The organism is Microvirga arsenatis (assembly GCF_009910705.1).
Taxonomy (GTDB): domain Bacteria; phylum Pseudomonadota; class Alphaproteobacteria; order Rhizobiales; family Beijerinckiaceae; genus Microvirga; species Microvirga arsenatis.
Genome location: NZ_JAAAXJ010000009.1, coordinates 37,968 through 52,752 on the forward strand (window position 1 = coordinate 37,968; position 14,785 = coordinate 52,752).

Consider the following 14,785-nt stretch of genomic DNA (forward strand, 5'->3'; position numbering starts at 1 on the left):
TCCTACCCTTCGTACTTGATCTGCACCCGCGCCGCCGCCTGCCTGGCCCTCTCGCGGGCCTCCTCGACCGTCCGGCCGGATGCCAGGGCAACCCCCATCCGCCGGTGCTTGCGGGTGGTCGGCTTGCCGAACAGGCGCACCTCCACCTCCGCATCCTGCGAGCCGAGCTCCAGCGCCTCGCGCAGCCCCTCGATGGTGAAGCGCTCGGCTTCGCGGTCGGCGAGGATGACGGCCGACGCAGTTGGGCCGTTGAGGCGGACCTCCGGGATCGGCAGGCCGAGGACGGCGCGGGCGTGGAGGTCGAATTCCGACAGGTTTTGGGACAGGAGGGTGACGAGTCCGGTGTCATGCGGACGCGGCGAGAGCTCGGAGAAGATCACCTCGTTCCTGGTGACGAAGAACTCGACGCCGAAGATCCCGTATCCTCCCAGGTTGTCGACAACCTTGCGGGCCATCTCCTTGGCGTCGCTCAGGAGCTTCTCTGTCATGGGGGTGGGCTGCCAGGATTCCTGGTAATCGCCCCTCTCCTGCCGGTGGCCGATGGGTTCGCAGAAGGACACGCCGTCCCGGGAGCGGATCGTCAGCAGTGTGATCTCGTACTCGAAGTCGATGAACTCCTCGACGATCACCTTCCGGCGGTCGCCGCGCATGTTCGCCACCGCATAATTCCACGCCTGCTCCAGTTCCCCGGAGCTGCGCACCGTGCTCTGGCCCTTGCCCGAGGAGGACATCACGGGCTTGATCACGCAGGGCAGGCCCGTGTGCTCCGCGCCGGTCCTCACCTCCTCCAGGCTCTCCGCATAGCGGTATCTGGACGTGCGCAGGCCGAGTTCGACGGCGGCAAGCTCCCGGATCCGGTCGCGGTTCATGGTCAGCGAGGCGGCGCGGGCGGAGGGCACCACCGTGAAGCCCCTGTCCTCGAACTCCTGCAGCACCTCCGTGCGGATCGCCTCGATCTCGGGAACGATGAAGTCGGGCCGGTGCTTCTCGATGGCGTGCCTCAGAGCCTCCGCGTCGAGCATGGAGAAAACCTCGGATGCGTCCGCCACCTGCATGGCAGGGGCGTTCGGATAGCTGTCGCACGCCACCACATGGCATCCGTAGCGCTTCGCCGAGATGACGAACTCCTTGCCGAGTTCGCCCGATCCGAGGAGGAGAAGTCTGGCTGTGAACACGGGAGCGCCTTTCATGAATCGCCGGCACGGCGCCGGGTTGAGAGGATTCGCGACGGCTTTTCATGGCCTATCGGAGGAGTGCGGTCGAGTCGCCCAGGTCCAGAAAGGAGCCTTCCCGGGACTCCTCGGGGACCGCTTTCAAAAAATGCTCGAATCCGGGAGTTTTTAAGGGCTCCTCAGGGATCCCGTTACCTTCCCTTGCGTTCAAAGGCATCGCGGGGTGTTTTTGGCCTCGCTTGCGCTGAATGCAGACCTGCCGCCTCAATCGCGCATGACGCTGTCGGAGGCATCGTAGGTTAAGGGACTGCGCAGGAGTACGCCTCATGATGTCAGCACAGAAGAAGCCGTCCGCGAATGCCGGACGCCGCGTCACCCGGATCGACCCTCCTGCTCTCGAGGAAGCCATCGAAGCGGCCCAGGGGCTCACGGACGACGTCGACAGCCAGGTCGAGATCGCCGCGCAGCTCATGGGCATGCCGGAGGACGAGGTCAGGCCCGCGGTCCTGAAGGCGTCGGTCACAGCCCGTCCCCTCGGGCGTCCGGCACCGCGCTTCATGGCGCATGATCGGCACGATGGTCCCAAGGTGGTCGTGGTGGAGCGCAAGCGCCCGCGCATGGTCATGCCCCGGTAGGCCTGCTATCCCTTTCTCCCGCCGGTTGCGCCGGTTCCGACGACCGGCGCCCTCGCACCCTCCCTGCCGCGCCCGCGGGATCCGCCTGTCATGGTCAAAGGTATCGTCCTTGCTTTCCTCGCCTTTGCGGTCTTCGCCTGGGGCGACGCCATCGTGAAGGCGATCGGGCACGGCCTCGATCCCTTCGAGGTCACCTTCTTCGGCTACTTGTTCCCGCTGCTCCTGTCTCCGGCTTTCATGAAGCCCGGCGACAGGATCCTCGACATGGTGCGCTGGAACAGGCCCTGGCTGATGGGGCTCAGGATTTTCCTGATCGGATCCACGACGCCCCTGAGCGTCATCGCCTTCCGCAACCTGCCTTTTGCGGAAGCCTTCGCCCTTCTGTTCCTCATGCCGAGCCTGGCGACAATCCTGTCCATCTTCATCCTGAAGGAGCAGGTGCGCTGGCGGCGCGGCCTGGCGGTCTGCGCGGCCTTTCTCGGAGTGCTGGTGATCGTGCGCCCCGGATTCAGGGAATTCCAGGTGGGCCACCTGGCGGCCCTGACCGCGGCCCTGTTCGCGGCAGGCGGCGTGATCGCCGGGCGGATGATCGGCCGGACGGAAAAGCGCTTCACCCTGATCGGCACCGTCTTCCTGGCGACCACCGCAATCGCGGGGGTACTGATGATCCCGGGCTTCGCCTGGCCCTCGGCCGAGCAGTGGATCCTGCTGCTCGCCTTCGCGGCCACGGCCTTCGTGGCCCAGGCCCTCTTCATCGTGGCCACGATCTACGCGCCGGCCGACCGGCTGGGCGCAACCCAGTACAGCCAGATCCTCTGGGCTCTGGCGATCGGCGCCCTCTTCTTCGACGAATGGCCCGATGCGCTCGCGCTCATGGGAATCGCCATCGTCGTGGGCGCGGGCCTCTTCATCTTCGCCCGGGAGCAGACCCTCAAGCGGGAAATGCCGGAGGATGCTGCGCCGGCCGGGATGGTCGAGCCCTCGCCCGCGGCATGTCCCCGGCCGTGAGCCGAACCGCCGGCTGCGACTTCTGGACCTTCCCGCGTTCCCTCGCCTGCCGGCCGCTCTATCTTCCCGTTCGTCAACTCCCTGACTGAAACGGCAGGGGTTCGGACTTGCAGGGTGCTCTTGTGGCAGGCGCGTATATCAACCGGATCGGGACGGCCGTGCCGGAGCACGACGTCCACCAGACCTTCATCGGCTTCATGGATGGCTTCCTGCCGGAGAGAAAGGACAAGCTTCTCTTCAGACGCATGGTCCAGCGCTCCGGGATCGAGCACCGCTACTCGACCCTGGCGCCAAGCGAGAACCTGGACGTGAGTGCCGACCGGGAAGGATTCTTTCAGACGGGGCAGTTCGCGGGAACCGCCACCCGCATGCAGCGGTTCGAGTCGCACGCCGTCGATCTCGCGGAGCAGGCGATCGAAGCCCTCGGCATGGAGGAGGACCTGCCCACCATCACCCATATGGTCGTGGCCTCCTGCACCGGCTTCACCGCGCCCGGCCTCGATCAGCAGATCATGGAGCGGCTTGCGCTGAACCCCTCCATCGAGCGCACCATGGTGGGCTTCATGGGATGCGCCGCCGCCGTCAACGCGCTCAAGGTCGCCCATCACATCGTGCGCTCCGAACCCTCCGCCAGGGTCCTCGTGGTCAACCTGGAGCTCTGCACGCTTCACCTTCAGGAGACCTCCGATCTGGAGGTCATCCTCAGCGCCCTGCTCTTCGGCGACGGATGCGCGGCAAGCCTCGTCTCGGCCGAGCCCCGGGGCATCGCCCTCAAGGATTTCCGCGTCGTGACCATACCCGGGACCCGGGACCTCATCACTTGGCGCATCGGGGATGCGGGCTTCGAGATGAGCCTGTCCGGCGAGGTGCCGCAGCAGATCGCGAAGGCGCTCCGCCACGAGGCCATGCGCAACGACGACGGCGGCATCCTGCGCGGGCAGCACAAGGACGATGTCGATCTCTGGGCCGTCCATGCCGGCGGCCGCACGATCCTGGACGCCGTGGAACAGGGATTGGAGCTTGCTCCCGATGCCTTGAACTGGTCCCGAGGCGTGCTCCGGGATTTCGGCAACATGTCCTCCGCCACGCTGATGTTCGTGCTCAGCAGGATCATGCAGGGCGCCCGGCCCTCCTCCAGCGGCCTCGGCATGGCCTTCGGGCCGGGACTGGTGGCCGAAACCTTCCGGTTCAACCTCGCGGGGTGACGCCTTCATGGGCAGGAGCTTCGCCCAGCGCAGCCATGAAACGGAGCTGATGGATACGGAAGCCGTCAGCCTGGACGACTACCGCGCGTGCCTGAAGGACCTCGCCACCGTCAATGCCCTGACTCTCACCCACGGCCCCATCCTGAGGTGGCTGGACCAAACGACGCGGAGCCTGGAGCCCGGCGAGCGCGTGACGGTTCTCGACGTCGGCTACGGCTACGGCGACCTGCTGCGCCGGATTCATGCCTGGAGCCGGCGCAGGCGGCGCACCGTCAGCCTGATCGGCGTCGACCTGAACCCCATGAGCGAACCCATCGCGCGGGAGGCAACGCCCGCAGGCGTGCCCATCGAGTACCGGACGGGCAACGTGTTCGACTACCAGCCCGAGCAGCCCGTCGATTTCATCATCAGTTCCCAGACCACGCACCATATGTCGGACCAGGAGCTTGCAGCCTTCGTCCGCTGGATGGAGCAGGTCGCCGCAAGAGGCTGGTTCATCGCCGACCTCCACCGCCATGCCATCCCCTTCCATGTGTTCCGCGTGCTGTCCCGGGCAGCGCGCTGGCACCGCTTCATCCAGCATGACGGCCCGGTCTCCATCGCGCGCAGCTTCCGGCGTCAGGATTGGGAGCAGATTCTGGATGCCGCCGGTCTGGCGCCCGACGCAGCCCGGATCCGCTGGCACGTTCCGTTCCGCCTCTGCGTGAGCCGGCTGAAATGAGCCATCGCCGCACCGAGCCCATCGTGATCGTCGGCGGCGGTCTCGCCGGTGCATCGGCAGCCTGCAACCTCTCACGGGCAGGCCGTTCGGCCGTGCTGATCGAGCGAGAACCCGAGCCGCGGCACAAGGTCTGCGGGGAGTTCCTGAGCGTCGAGGCGCAGGCCTGTCTCACCCGCCTCGGCCTCGATCTCGATCGGTTCGGCGCTAGCCGGATCGCGCATCTGCGCCTGGTTCTCGGGGCAGACATGGTCGAGGTGAAGCTTCCCTTCCTGGCGCGGGGCCTCTCGCGCCTCGTTCTCGACGAGGCCTTGCTGCAGCAGGCTTCGTCTCATGGTATCCGGATCGAGCGAGGGATTGCCGTGCGGTCCATCGCGCCGGATGGAATGGGACTGCGCATCGATTGCGGCTCCTCCGGAGACATCGACGCGGAGACCCTTTTTCTCGCGACCGGAAAGCACGATGTCAGAGGCCTGAAGCGCCTGCCCACGGGCACCATCGGCGACCTGATCGGCTTCAAGATGCACTATCGCCTCTCCCCCGAGGAGCGCCGGGGGCTTGACGGCGCCGTCGAGGTCGCCCTGTTCCCCGGCGGCTATGCAGGCCTGCAGATGATCGAGAACGGAACGGCCAATCTCTGCCTCGTCGTGTCGCGCCGGCACTTCGAGCAGGCGGGCAGGAGCTGGGCGGCCCTCCTCGACCGGATCGCCGGAGAATGCCCGCACCTGGAGCGTCGCCTCGAGAGCGCAGCGCCGTCATTCGAGCGGCCCCTGTCGATCTTCCAGATTCCGTACGGCTTTCTCCACAGCCCGCAGGCAGGCGAGCCTCCGGGGCTGTTTCGCCTCGGGGATCAGGCCGGCGTGATCCCCTCCTTCACGGGAGAGGGCATGGCGATGGCGCTTCACAGCGGATGCCTCGCGGCCGCAATGTTCCTTCGCCGGGGACAGGCGGGCGCCGCCTTTCACCGGCAGCTCTCCGGCGACATCCGGCACCAGATCCGCCTCGCCTTCGTTCTCAACAAGGCCGCCCGCCAGGAGCTCGGCCAAAGGTCCATCTTCCACCTGTGCCGAACCTGGCCCTCGCTGATGCGTCACATCGCGTCCCTGACCCGTCTCCGCGATGCCGCGATGCAGGCAGCATGGGTCGTGCCATGATCGTCCCGCGGGAGGTCCAGACCTCGTCCGCCGTGGCGGAGCATTACGACGAGCTGGACCCGTTCTACCGGGAGATCTGGGGCGAGCATGTCCATCACGGTCTCTGGACCACAGGCCTGGAAGCTCCGGATCAGGCCGTGGAGGCGCTGGTTGCGCACTTGGCCGAAACGCTCGTTCTGCAGCCCGGGCAGCACGTCTGCGATGTCGGCTGCGGCTATGGAGCGACGGCGGAGTGGCTGTCGCGCCGGCATGGGGTGCATGTCACCGGCGTCACGATCTCCTCCGCGCAGTTCAAGCGGGCACAATCCCGAGAAGCCGCCTCACCCCTCCTGCGCTTCATGCGGCAGGACTGGCTCCGCAACTCCTTCGCGGAGGGCGCCTTCGACCATGTCATCGCCATCGAGAGTTCCGAGCACATGCCGGACAAGCAGCGCTTCTTCGACGAGGCGTTCCGGACCCTTCGCCCCGGTGGGAAGCTTGCCATCTACGCCTGGCTCGCTCGCGATGCGGCTGCGCCGTGGGAGCAGCGCTTCCTGCTTGAGCCTATCTGCCGCGAAGGCCGCCTGCCGGGGATGGGGAGCGAAGCGGAATATCGCGCGTGGGCGGCGCAAGCCGGCTTCGTGGTCGACGGGTGCGAGGATCTCAGCGCCAGGGTCCGCCGCACATGGGCGCACTGCACGGCAAGGCTTGCTAAGAAGCTTCTGACGAACCGGGAGTACCGGCGCTACCTCCGCGATGCCCGCTCCCGAAATCGCATCTTCGCCCTCAGCGTACCGCGCATCTGGAGCGCCTATCTGACGGGCTCAATGCGCTACGGCCTTCTGACGGCCAGCAAGCCGCTGAAGGCCGACGTCCCGCCTAGTTCCGCATGAGGCGGCGGGCGAGAAGATCGAGGGCGGCGGGCCCGTCGACGCCGAGCGCCACATGGACCGGGCTTCCGCTCCCGTCGATCGTCAGCGCTCCGGCATCGTCCCCTGCCCCGGTGTCGACGGTGAGGCGAAGCTCCTCGATGCGGAAAAGTTCGGGCGCGAGCGCGCAAAGCATCACGCAGGGATCGTGGAGCGGACGGCTCTCCCGGTTCGTCTCGGATTCGAAGTAGGATTGGATGAGCCTGGCCACCATCGCAGCGAGAGGCCCGCCGCTGGCCGACAGCGCTTCCACGAACTCCCGCGTCGCACGGACCCGCCGCGTCACATCCAGGGGAATGAGCGCGAGGGGCACATCGGAAGCCACGACGGCCGCCGCAGCTTCAGGATCGGCCCAGAGATTGAACTCCGCCCGCGGACCGACATTGCCGCGCTCGTGGATCGCGCCGCCCATGGCGATGATCCGGCCGATGCGCTTTGCCGCGTCGGGCCGCTCCAGAACGAGCCGAGCGAGGTTCGTCAGAGGTCCGAGGGCGAGCACCTCGACGCTTCCCTCAGGCCGTGCGAGCAGGAACTCGGCCAACCATTCTAATGCATGCCGGCTCTCCCGCCCCCGCGTCGGGGCAGGCAGCGCAACGCCGCCGATGCCGTCCTCGCCATGGAGGTTCAGCGGCTCCGGTCCCGGCCGCGAGAGGGGCGCGGCGGCGCCCTGGAACACCGGAATGTCCCCGCGCCCTGCGAAGGCGAGAAGCCGGCCGGCGTTGAGCGTGGTGGTCTCGATGCCGATATTGCCCGCGACGGTGGTGATTCCGGCAATGTCGAACTCGGGCGAGGCGAGCGCGAGCAGGATGCCGATGGCGTCGTCGATGCCGGGATCGGTATCGATGACGATCAGGCGGGGTTTTGCGTGGGGCATGATGCGGGTAGAACCATTGTGAATCCGTGCCGCCCGTTATCCGACAGCACTCCGCTTTTGACCATAGCCGCAGGTGCCCCGTGAGCCGTCCCGCCCCGCTTCCCGACGATCTTCTGGTGAACGCCGCGGACGAGGTCGCCATCCGCCAGGATCTCGTCCTCGTGGCGCTGGGCAAGCGGCCGGCAGACCTGCTCCTGCGCGTCGGGCGCCTGCTCGACGTTCACACCCGCACCTGGCTGGAGGATCAGGAGATCGCCATCCGCGGCCGCCGGATCGCGTGGACGGGACCTGCCGGAAGCTTTCCCGGCACGGCGCTGAGGTGGGAGGAGCGCTCGACGCTCTCCGCCGTTCCCGGCTTCGGCGAAGTGCACAAGCACGTCGAAAGCTCGCATCTCACGCCGGAATACGAGGCGGCCCTCGTCCTGCCGCGGGGCAACACCTGGACCTGCGAGGCGAGCCACGAGTTCTCGAATGTCGACGGCGCTCACAATCTCGAGTTCTGGCTGACTGCGCGCCGGCACGGCTCGCCCATGAAGATCTTTCCGCTGCCGGGATCGGCCGTTCCGCCGACGGCTTATGAATGGGGCGGCGGCTACTACGGCTACGAGGAGCAGGTGGATTTCCTTGAGCGGAGCCTCATGGTCGCCGGCCTCGACGAGGTCATGGACTGGCCTGCGGTCTGGAATCCGGACAATCCTTCGCACAAGCGCCTCTGGGGCATGATCCAGGCCACCTTCGAGAAACGGGGCGTGGTGGAGGGCCATGGCGCAGGCCTTCGCGACCTGCCCTCCATCAATGCCTTCGCCGCGGCGGGCCTCGCCTCCGACCACGAGGGCTGGACCGCCCAGGAGGTGTGGGACAAGCTGCGCCACGGGATCTTCATCGAAATCCGGCCGCACTCCATGCCGGAGATCATCGCGGGGCTTGTCGAGCGCGGCCTCTCCGACTGGTCGCAGGTGGCCTTTGCCACCGATGACCGCAGCGCCTCGGACACGCTGCGGTTGGGCGCGACGGACCATAATGTCCGCCTCGCCATCCAGTCCGGTCTATCGCCGGAGATCGCGATACAATGCGTGACGCTCAACCCGGCGCGCCACATGCGCCTGACGCCCTGGGTCGGCAGTCTCGCGCCGGGGCGCTTTGCCGACATCGTTCTGCTCGACGACGTCGAAACGATCTCCATCCGCGAGGTTTGGGCCGACGGACAGCCCGTCTCCAAGGGTCGGGAATATTGCGGTCCCCTGCCCTGCATCGAATGGCCGGACTGGGCCTCCAGGACCATCAACATCAAGCGTCGGATCGAGCCTAAGGATTTCGCGATCCGGGCAGAGCCCGGCCGCCGCACGATGCAAGCGGCCCTGCTGCGGCCTTTCCATTGGCACGATGACTTTATCACCATGGAACTGCCGGTCGAAAACGGCGAGGTCCAGCGCGATCCGGCCCGGAACGTCACCAAGTTCGCCATCGTCGACCGTTTCTCGGGCGAAGGAAAGATCTCGCGCATGTTCTGGCTCGGCTGCGGACCGAAGACGCCCGACACGGCAGTGGGCTGCACGGTGGCTCACGACAAGCACAACCTGTGGATCGTCGGCTCCTCGGACGAGGCCATGGCGATGGTGGCGAACCGCGTGGCGGAAATCGGCGGCGGCTGGGTTCTCGTCAGCGGCGGCAAGGTTCTGGCGGAGGTGCGCTACGAGATCGGCGGCCTGATGACCCGGCGCCCGGCGGTAGAGCTCGATGCGGAGATGCAGCATCTTTATGAGCAGGCTGCAGGAATCGAATGGCTCTACGAGCCCACCTTCTCCCCGCGCTGGTATCCGGGCTTCCCGGAGCGGCTGCAGTTCGCGACGCTGACCTGTGCCCCATGGCGCTGGGTTCTGGTCGCGCCCTGCGAAGCCGCTCCGCAGGGCTTCGTCAATGTGGCGACCGGGCAGACGCACCCGGTCGTCTGGTGAGCGTCAGCCGGCCGCATCGATGCGGGCCATCTCGGCCTTGAACGCAGCGGCGATCTGGCCCGCATCGCGCAGGATCTTCTTGCGCTCCAGGCTTTTCACCTCGCGCGCTCGCATGATCCAGCGGCCGCCGACCATCACGTCCTGCACGTCTACCGGCATCGCCGAGAAGACGAGCGTCGCGTAGATGTCGTAGACCGGCTGCAGGCGCGGCGCGGAGAGGTCGATGCGGATGAGATCGGCCTGCTTGCCGGGCTCGAGCGAGCCGATGCGGCTGTCGAGGCCGAGCACCTGCGCGCCTTCCAGCGTGGCCATGCGGATCACCTGGGCCGCCGGCATGGGCTTGCGGCTGTGGCCCAGGAGCTTCTGGAACATGGAGACCGGCCCGAACTGGCTGAACAGGTCCAGGGTGTTGCCGCTCATCGGGCCGTCGGTGGCGATTCCGACCTTGATGCCGGCCGCACGCATCGCCTCGATGGGCGCGATGCCGCGCCCGGCCTTGGCGTTCGAGCGCGCGTTGTGGGCGACGCGCACATCGGCTTTCGCCATGCGCTCGATCTCGAACGGATCGATGTGCAGGCAGTGGGCGGCGATCAGGCCGGGCAGCAAGAGCCCGGCCTTCTCGACGACGGCGACCGGCCGCAGGCCGTGGTTCTTGCGGCACCATTCCATTTCGCTGTCCATCTCGGCGAGATGGATCTGCACCGGCACGCCGGGATGCTCATGAGCCCAGCGGGCAACCCGGGCCATCACCTCGATATCGGTCGAGTAAGGAGCATGGGGTGCGATGGAGGGAACGATCCGGTCATGCCCGGAGAACTCGGAGACGAGTTCCTCCACCAGGGCGAAGCCCTCGTCGATGCTCTTGTGATCCGGCGGATCGAAGGTCGCCAGCGTCTGGCCGACCACGCCGCGCAGACCCGCCTGGTCCAGCGCCCGCCCGACCTCCGTCTCGTAATAGTACATGTCGGCGATGGTGGTGACGCCGGCCTCGATGGATTCGAGCGCGCCGAGAAGCGTGCCTACGCGCACCATCTCCGGCGTGACGAACTTGCGCTCCATGGGCAGCACGTAGCGGAACAGCCGGTCGTCCACATCCTCGCCGAGGCCGCGGAACAGGGTCATCGCCAGATGGGCGTGCGGATTGACCATGCCGGGCATGATCACGTCGCCGTCCGCATCGACGATCTCGGCTCCGTCCATGGGCGGTGGCTCGCCCGAGCCGAGCGCCCGGATCGTGCTGTCCTGGATATGGATCCACCCGCCCTCGATGACGCTCATGGCCTCGTCGATCGGCAGAATGCAGGCATTCCTGATGATGATCGAGGCCATCAATGCGCTCCCTCGGCGGGAAGGATGGTGCATTGCTCCGGCACCGGCACGAGCTTCACACGGGTGCCGGCCTCCAGCGGCGTCGTGAGGCTGCCGTTCGCGACGACGCGCCCGGCCGGGGTCTCGCATTGATACTGATAGGCGCGGCCGAGATAGGTCCGCAATCCGAGCTGCGCCGGCAAGCCCTCGGCGTCGGGATCGGTGGAGACCGCCAGCCCGTCGGGCCGCGTCGCCAGCAGAAAGGAGTCCGGGATCGAGCCGAAACCGGCCTGCGACAGATGCAGGGTCATTCCCGCCGTCTCGGCGGCAACCGCCGCGCCGTCTCGCGCCGTCACCTTGAACGGAATGATGTTCTCGAACCCGACGAACCGGGCCACGAAGGTGTTGGCGGGGCGGCGGTAGAGCACCTCCGGCCGGTCGAACTGCATGAGGCGTCCGGCATTCATGATGGCGACGCGGTCAGAGATCGAGAAAGCCTCCTCCTGGTCGTGGGTGACATAGACCGAGGTGGTGCCGTTCGCCCGCTGCAACTGGCGGATTTCCACGCGCATGTCGACCCTGAGCTTGGCATCGAGATTCGAGAGCGGCTCGTCGAACATGAGCAGCGGAGGCTCGATGACGAGGGCTCGCGCCAGGGCCACGCGCTGCTTCTGGCCGCCCGACAGCGCTCCGGGAGAACGGTCTGCCAGGGGCGTAAGGCCGACGCGCTCCAGCATGCCCATGGCACGCTTGCGTCGCTCCGTTGAGCCGAGGCCCCGCTGCTTGAGGCCGAAGGCGACGTTGTCGAGGACGGAGAGGTGCGGGAACAGGGCGTAGTTCTGGAAGACGAGGCCGATATCGCGCTTGTGGGGCGGCAGTCGCGTCAGGTCGCGTCCGCCGAGGGTGATAGAGCCGGTGGTTGGCGACAGAAATCCGGCGATGAGGCGCAAGGTGGTGGTCTTGCCGCAGCCGCTGGCGCCGAGAAGCGAGACGAGTTCGCCCGCCTGGACCGAAAGCGAGAGGTCTTCGAGAACCTTGGTCGTCCCGTAATGGGCGGAGATCGATTGGAGATCGAGGGGCTGGGTCACGGAACCTACTTCGCGAGAAAGGTGAGGCCGAGGGTTCGCTCCACCACGGCCATGACGGCCACGGTGAGGAACATCAGGAGGACGGAAACCGACGCCACGGTGGGATCGAAGAACTGCTCCACGTGGGCCAGGATCTGAATGGGCAGGGTGCTGATGCCGGGTCCCGTCAGGAAGAGCGACACCGACACGTCGTTGAGCGAGGTGATGAAGGCGAGGATGAAGGCCGCGATCACCCCGGCCCGCACATTCGGCAGCACGATGGTGAAGAACGTCTTGACCGGGGCGCTGCCTAAACTGATCGCCGCCTCCTCGATGGAGAAGTCGAATGAGGCCAGGCTCGCGCTGATGACCCGGACCACGTATGGGAGCACCAGAAGCGTGTGGCCGATCAGAAGGGCTGCAAAGATCGGCACGCCCGCCCCGGCGGTGAGCGACTTCAGCAACGCGAAGCCGAACACGATCTCCGGCACGAGGATCGGCAGCACGAACAACGTCCCGAGCCAGTTCGGAAGCTCCACGCGGAAGCGGTTGAGGGCGTAAGCTGCCGGAATGCCGATCAGGAGTGCGATGAGCGTGCCCAGGAAGGCGATCTGCAGGCTCGTCACGATGGTCCGCCGGAACGCGCTGATCTCGAAGATGTTTTCGAACCAGCGCAGAGAGAGGCCTTTCGGCGGGAACGTCAGATAGGTGGTGTCGCTGAGCGCCGCGCCGACCACGATCACCAGCGGAACCATCAGGAACAGATAGACCAGCGCCGCAACGCCGACGAGAATGGGATGAGGTCTGTCGGACATCAGGTCGCCATGGGATTGATGCGACGGGCGATATGGCTCATCGCGAGAACGATGGTGATGGTGATCACCGTCATGATGGCCGCAATCGTCGAAGCGCCGACCCAGTCGAAGGCCACCATCGCCCGCTGGTGCAGCAGGGTCGCGAGAACCGTCTGGCGCTCACCGCCAAGGAGTTGAGGCGTGGCGTAGGCCGTGAAGCTGCCGGTGAAGACGAGCACGGCCCCCACGATCAGGCCGGGCACCGCCAGGGGCAGCAGCACCTGCCAGAAGGTGGCAAGCGGCGAGGCCCCGAGCGACGAGGAGGCCTGCAGCACGTCCCTGGGAATGTTCTCGAGCACGCCGACCAGGGAGAGAACCATGAGAGGCACGAAGAGATAGACCATGCCGACGATCACCGCGCCCTGCGTGTAGAGCATCTCGAGAGGCTCGCTGGTGACGCCGAGCGCGAGAAGCGTCTGGTTCAGGATCCCGTTGCGACCGAGGATGATGAGCCAAGCGAAGGCGCGCACCACGACGCCGGTGAGCAGCGGGAACACGGCGGCGACGATGAGCAGGCTCTTCAGCCTCCCCGGCGCGCGCGCGACCACATAGGCGGTCATGAAGCCGAAGATCAGCGAGATGATCGTCGTCAGCGCCGCGATCTGCAGCGTCCGGAACAGGACAGTCGTGCGGAAGCCGCTGTTGAAGTAGGAGAGATAGGGAGCGAAGATCCCGCGCGGATCCATGAAGGTGCCGGCGATCACGGCTCCGATCGGCACGACGAGGAAGCCGATGACGGCGAGGGTGGCGGGCGCCGAAAGCGCCCACCCCGTTGCGCCGTCGCGGCGCCGGAAGCGTCTCGAGATCATGATGGCAGGGCTACTTGCCGAAGACCTCGCTCCAGGCATCGAGCCAGTCGCTCTTCGCCGCGTTGAGCTTCTCGTAGTCGAGGCGCTTGAGCGACGACACCATCTTGGCCCCATAGGTCCAGCGGGCGGCCTCCTCCGGCTTCAGCTGCACCGCGGTGGCAACGGGCGCGTCCACCCCGCGCTCGGCCAGGGTCTGCTGGATCTTGGGATCGAGGATGAAGTTGATGAACTGGTGCGCCAGCTCGGGATTCGCCGCGCCCTTGGCGATGTTCACCGTGTTGAGGGTGGCGTAATCCCCCTCCTTCAGCTCCGCCCAGCGCGCGGTCGGCACGGCGGCCTGGATCTGGGCCAGGGTGAAGTCCTGCGCCATGGCGACGGAAACCTCGCCGGTAGAGAACAGGTTCACGAGCTCCGAGCCGGTGTTATAGTTCTTCACCACATTGGGCTTGAGCTGCTCGAGCGCCTTGAAGGCCGCCTTCTCGTCCTTGTAGGGATCGACCCCTGCCTTGCTGGCGGCGACCAGAACCGTCATGGGGCCGGCCGTGGTGGTGATGCCCGGCAGGGAGACGCGGCGCTTGAGGTCCTCGCGCCACAGGTCGTTCCAGGAGGTGATCGGGCTCGTCACCTTGGCGCTGTCATAGATGATGCCGATACGGCCGATGGTGTAGGCCGGGCCGTACTGGCCCTGGGGCGCACGGGCGAGCTCGTAGATGCCATTGAGGTTGGGGATCTTCGAACGGTCGATCGCCCGGAACAGGCCTTCCTGGATGCCGATCTGGGAGAAGCTGTCGGTCAGGTAGACCACGTCGACGCCGCTGCCGCCGCGAATCTTGATCTTGTTCAGGCGGTCGGCATTGTTGCCGGTCTCGAAGACGAGGTCGCAGCCGCATTGGGCGCGGAACGGCTTGAGGACGATCTCTTCCAGCTTGTCGCCGTTGAAGCCCCACCAGGAGATCGTGAGCGTCTTGTTCTGGGCCGTGGCGGGAGCCGCGGACAGTGCCGCCAAGACGAAGGCCATGCTCGCAACGGATTTGTACCAACGCGCTACCATCTCAGGATCTCCCAGGTTCCAGTATTCCAGTGACAAGGGCGCCGCCTGCCCTTCCGCCAACACGCAT

General features: G+C 66.6%; 14 protein-coding genes. 7 read left to right on the top strand and 7 right to left on the bottom strand.

What is annotated here, in order from left to right:
• Positions 1-2 precede the first annotated feature (2 nt).
• The gene (gene purT, locus GR303_RS16355) at positions 3-1,175 is read right to left on the bottom strand and encodes a formate-dependent phosphoribosylglycinamide formyltransferase (RefSeq protein ID WP_161723813.1); all 1,173 of its coding nucleotides are present in this window, start codon (positions 1,173-1,175) and stop codon (positions 3-5) included.
• Positions 1,176-1,498: 323 nt separating this feature from the next.
• On the opposite strand from purT, the gene GR303_RS16360 reads away from it, so the two are divergent.
• The 6 genes from GR303_RS16360 (at position 1,499) to GR303_RS16385 (ending at position 6,764) form a co-directional block, all read left to right on the top strand.
• On the top strand, positions 1,499-1,807 hold the full coding sequence (locus tag GR303_RS16360) for a hypothetical protein (RefSeq protein WP_246205650.1): 309 nt from the start codon (positions 1,499-1,501) through the stop codon (positions 1,805-1,807).
• 90 nt (positions 1,808-1,897) lie between these two features.
• Positions 1,898-2,815, top strand: a complete 918-nt coding sequence (locus GR303_RS16365) for a DMT family transporter (RefSeq protein WP_161723811.1) — start codon at positions 1,898-1,900, stop codon at positions 2,813-2,815.
• Between the two features lie 107 nt (positions 2,816-2,922).
• On the top strand, positions 2,923-4,020 hold the full coding sequence (locus GR303_RS16370) for a type III polyketide synthase (RefSeq protein ID WP_201752098.1): 1,098 nt from the start codon (positions 2,923-2,925) through the stop codon (positions 4,018-4,020).
• Positions 4,021-4,027: 7 nt separating this feature from the next.
• On the top strand, positions 4,028-4,741 hold the full coding sequence (locus GR303_RS16375) for a methyltransferase domain-containing protein (protein WP_161723809.1): 714 nt from the start codon (positions 4,028-4,030) through the stop codon (positions 4,739-4,741).
• On the top strand, positions 4,738-5,892 hold the full coding sequence (locus GR303_RS16380) for an NAD(P)/FAD-dependent oxidoreductase (protein WP_161723807.1): 1,155 nt from the start codon (positions 4,738-4,740) through the stop codon (positions 5,890-5,892). The genes GR303_RS16375 and GR303_RS16380 overlap by 4 nt, the downstream gene beginning before the upstream one ends.
• Positions 5,877-6,764 carry an SAM-dependent methyltransferase gene (locus GR303_RS16385; protein ID WP_246205648.1) on the top strand — a complete coding sequence of 296 codons (888 nt, stop codon included), beginning with the start codon at positions 5,877-5,879 and terminating at the stop codon, positions 6,762-6,764. The genes GR303_RS16380 and GR303_RS16385 overlap by 16 nt, the downstream gene beginning before the upstream one ends.
• Here GR303_RS16385 and GR303_RS16390 read toward each other — a convergent pair.
• On the bottom strand, positions 6,751-7,674 hold the full coding sequence (locus GR303_RS16390; RefSeq protein ID WP_161723806.1) for a nucleoside hydrolase: 924 nt from the start codon (positions 7,672-7,674) through the stop codon (positions 6,751-6,753). The genes GR303_RS16385 and GR303_RS16390 overlap by 14 nt on opposite strands.
• Before the next feature lie 80 nt (positions 7,675-7,754).
• On the opposite strand from GR303_RS16390, the gene GR303_RS16395 reads away from it, so the two are divergent.
• A complete protein-coding gene (locus GR303_RS16395; RefSeq protein WP_161723804.1) occupies positions 7,755-9,629 on the top strand; it encodes an adenine deaminase C-terminal domain-containing protein in 1,875 nt (624 codons plus the stop codon).
• 3 nt (positions 9,630-9,632) lie between these two features.
• Here the strand turns inward: GR303_RS16395 and GR303_RS16400 are convergent, their stop codons facing one another.
• Genes GR303_RS16400 through GR303_RS16420 form a run of 5 tightly spaced genes read right to left on the bottom strand, consistent with a single transcriptional unit; the run spans position 9,633 to position 14,718 of the window.
• On the bottom strand, positions 9,633-10,958 hold the full coding sequence (locus GR303_RS16400) for an amidohydrolase family protein (protein WP_161723802.1): 1,326 nt from the start codon (positions 10,956-10,958) through the stop codon (positions 9,633-9,635).
• Entirely contained in the window at positions 10,958-12,025 is a 1,068-nt protein-coding gene (locus GR303_RS16405; protein ID WP_161723800.1) for an ATP-binding cassette domain-containing protein, read from the bottom strand. The genes GR303_RS16400 and GR303_RS16405 overlap by 1 nt, the downstream gene beginning before the upstream one ends.
• A 5-nt stretch (positions 12,026-12,030) precedes the next feature.
• Positions 12,031-12,822 (bottom strand): ABC transporter permease, encoded by a 792-nt coding sequence (locus GR303_RS16410; RefSeq protein ID WP_161723883.1) that lies wholly within the window; start codon positions 12,820-12,822, stop codon positions 12,031-12,033.
• Positions 12,819-13,667 carry an ABC transporter permease gene (locus tag GR303_RS16415; protein ID WP_161723798.1) on the bottom strand — a complete coding sequence of 283 codons (849 nt, stop codon included), beginning with the start codon at positions 13,665-13,667 and terminating at the stop codon, positions 12,819-12,821. The genes GR303_RS16410 and GR303_RS16415 overlap by 4 nt, the downstream gene beginning before the upstream one ends.
• A gap of 10 nt (positions 13,668-13,677) precedes the next feature.
• Entirely contained in the window at positions 13,678-14,718 is a 1,041-nt protein-coding gene (locus tag GR303_RS16420) for an ABC transporter substrate-binding protein (protein WP_161723796.1), read from the bottom strand.
• Positions 14,719-14,785: the final 67 nt, after the last annotated feature.

What these genes read in the sequence shown, in the direction of transcription:
- GR303_RS16360 (WP_246205650.1), top strand. Translation starts at nt 1,499, where the DNA reads ATGATGTCAGCACAGAAGAAGCCGTCCGCGAATGCCGGACGCCGCGTC.
- GR303_RS16365 (WP_161723811.1), top strand. Translation starts at nt 1,898, where the DNA reads ATGGTCAAAGGTATCGTCCTTGCTTTCCTCGCCTTTGCGGTCTTCGCC.
- GR303_RS16375 (WP_161723809.1), top strand. Translation starts at nt 4,028, where the DNA reads ATGGGCAGGAGCTTCGCCCAGCGCAGCCATGAAACGGAGCTGATGGAT.
- GR303_RS16380 (WP_161723807.1), top strand. Translation starts at nt 4,738, where the DNA reads ATGAGCCATCGCCGCACCGAGCCCATCGTGATCGTCGGCGGCGGTCTC.
- GR303_RS16385 (WP_246205648.1), top strand. Translation starts at nt 5,877, where the DNA reads ATGGGTCGTGCCATGATCGTCCCGCGGGAGGTCCAGACCTCGTCCGCC.
- GR303_RS16390 (WP_161723806.1), bottom strand. Translation starts at nt 7,674, where the DNA reads ATGCCCCACGCAAAACCCCGCCTGATCGTCATCGATACCGATCCCGGC.
- GR303_RS16400 (WP_161723802.1), bottom strand. Translation starts at nt 10,958, where the DNA reads ATGGCCTCGATCATCATCAGGAATGCCTGCATTCTGCCGATCGACGAG.
- GR303_RS16415 (WP_161723798.1), bottom strand. Translation starts at nt 13,667, where the DNA reads ATGATCTCGAGACGCTTCCGGCGCCGCGACGGCGCAACGGGGTGGGCG.
- GR303_RS16420 (WP_161723796.1), bottom strand. Translation starts at nt 14,718, where the DNA reads ATGGTAGCGCGTTGGTACAAATCCGTTGCGAGCATGGCCTTCGTCTTG.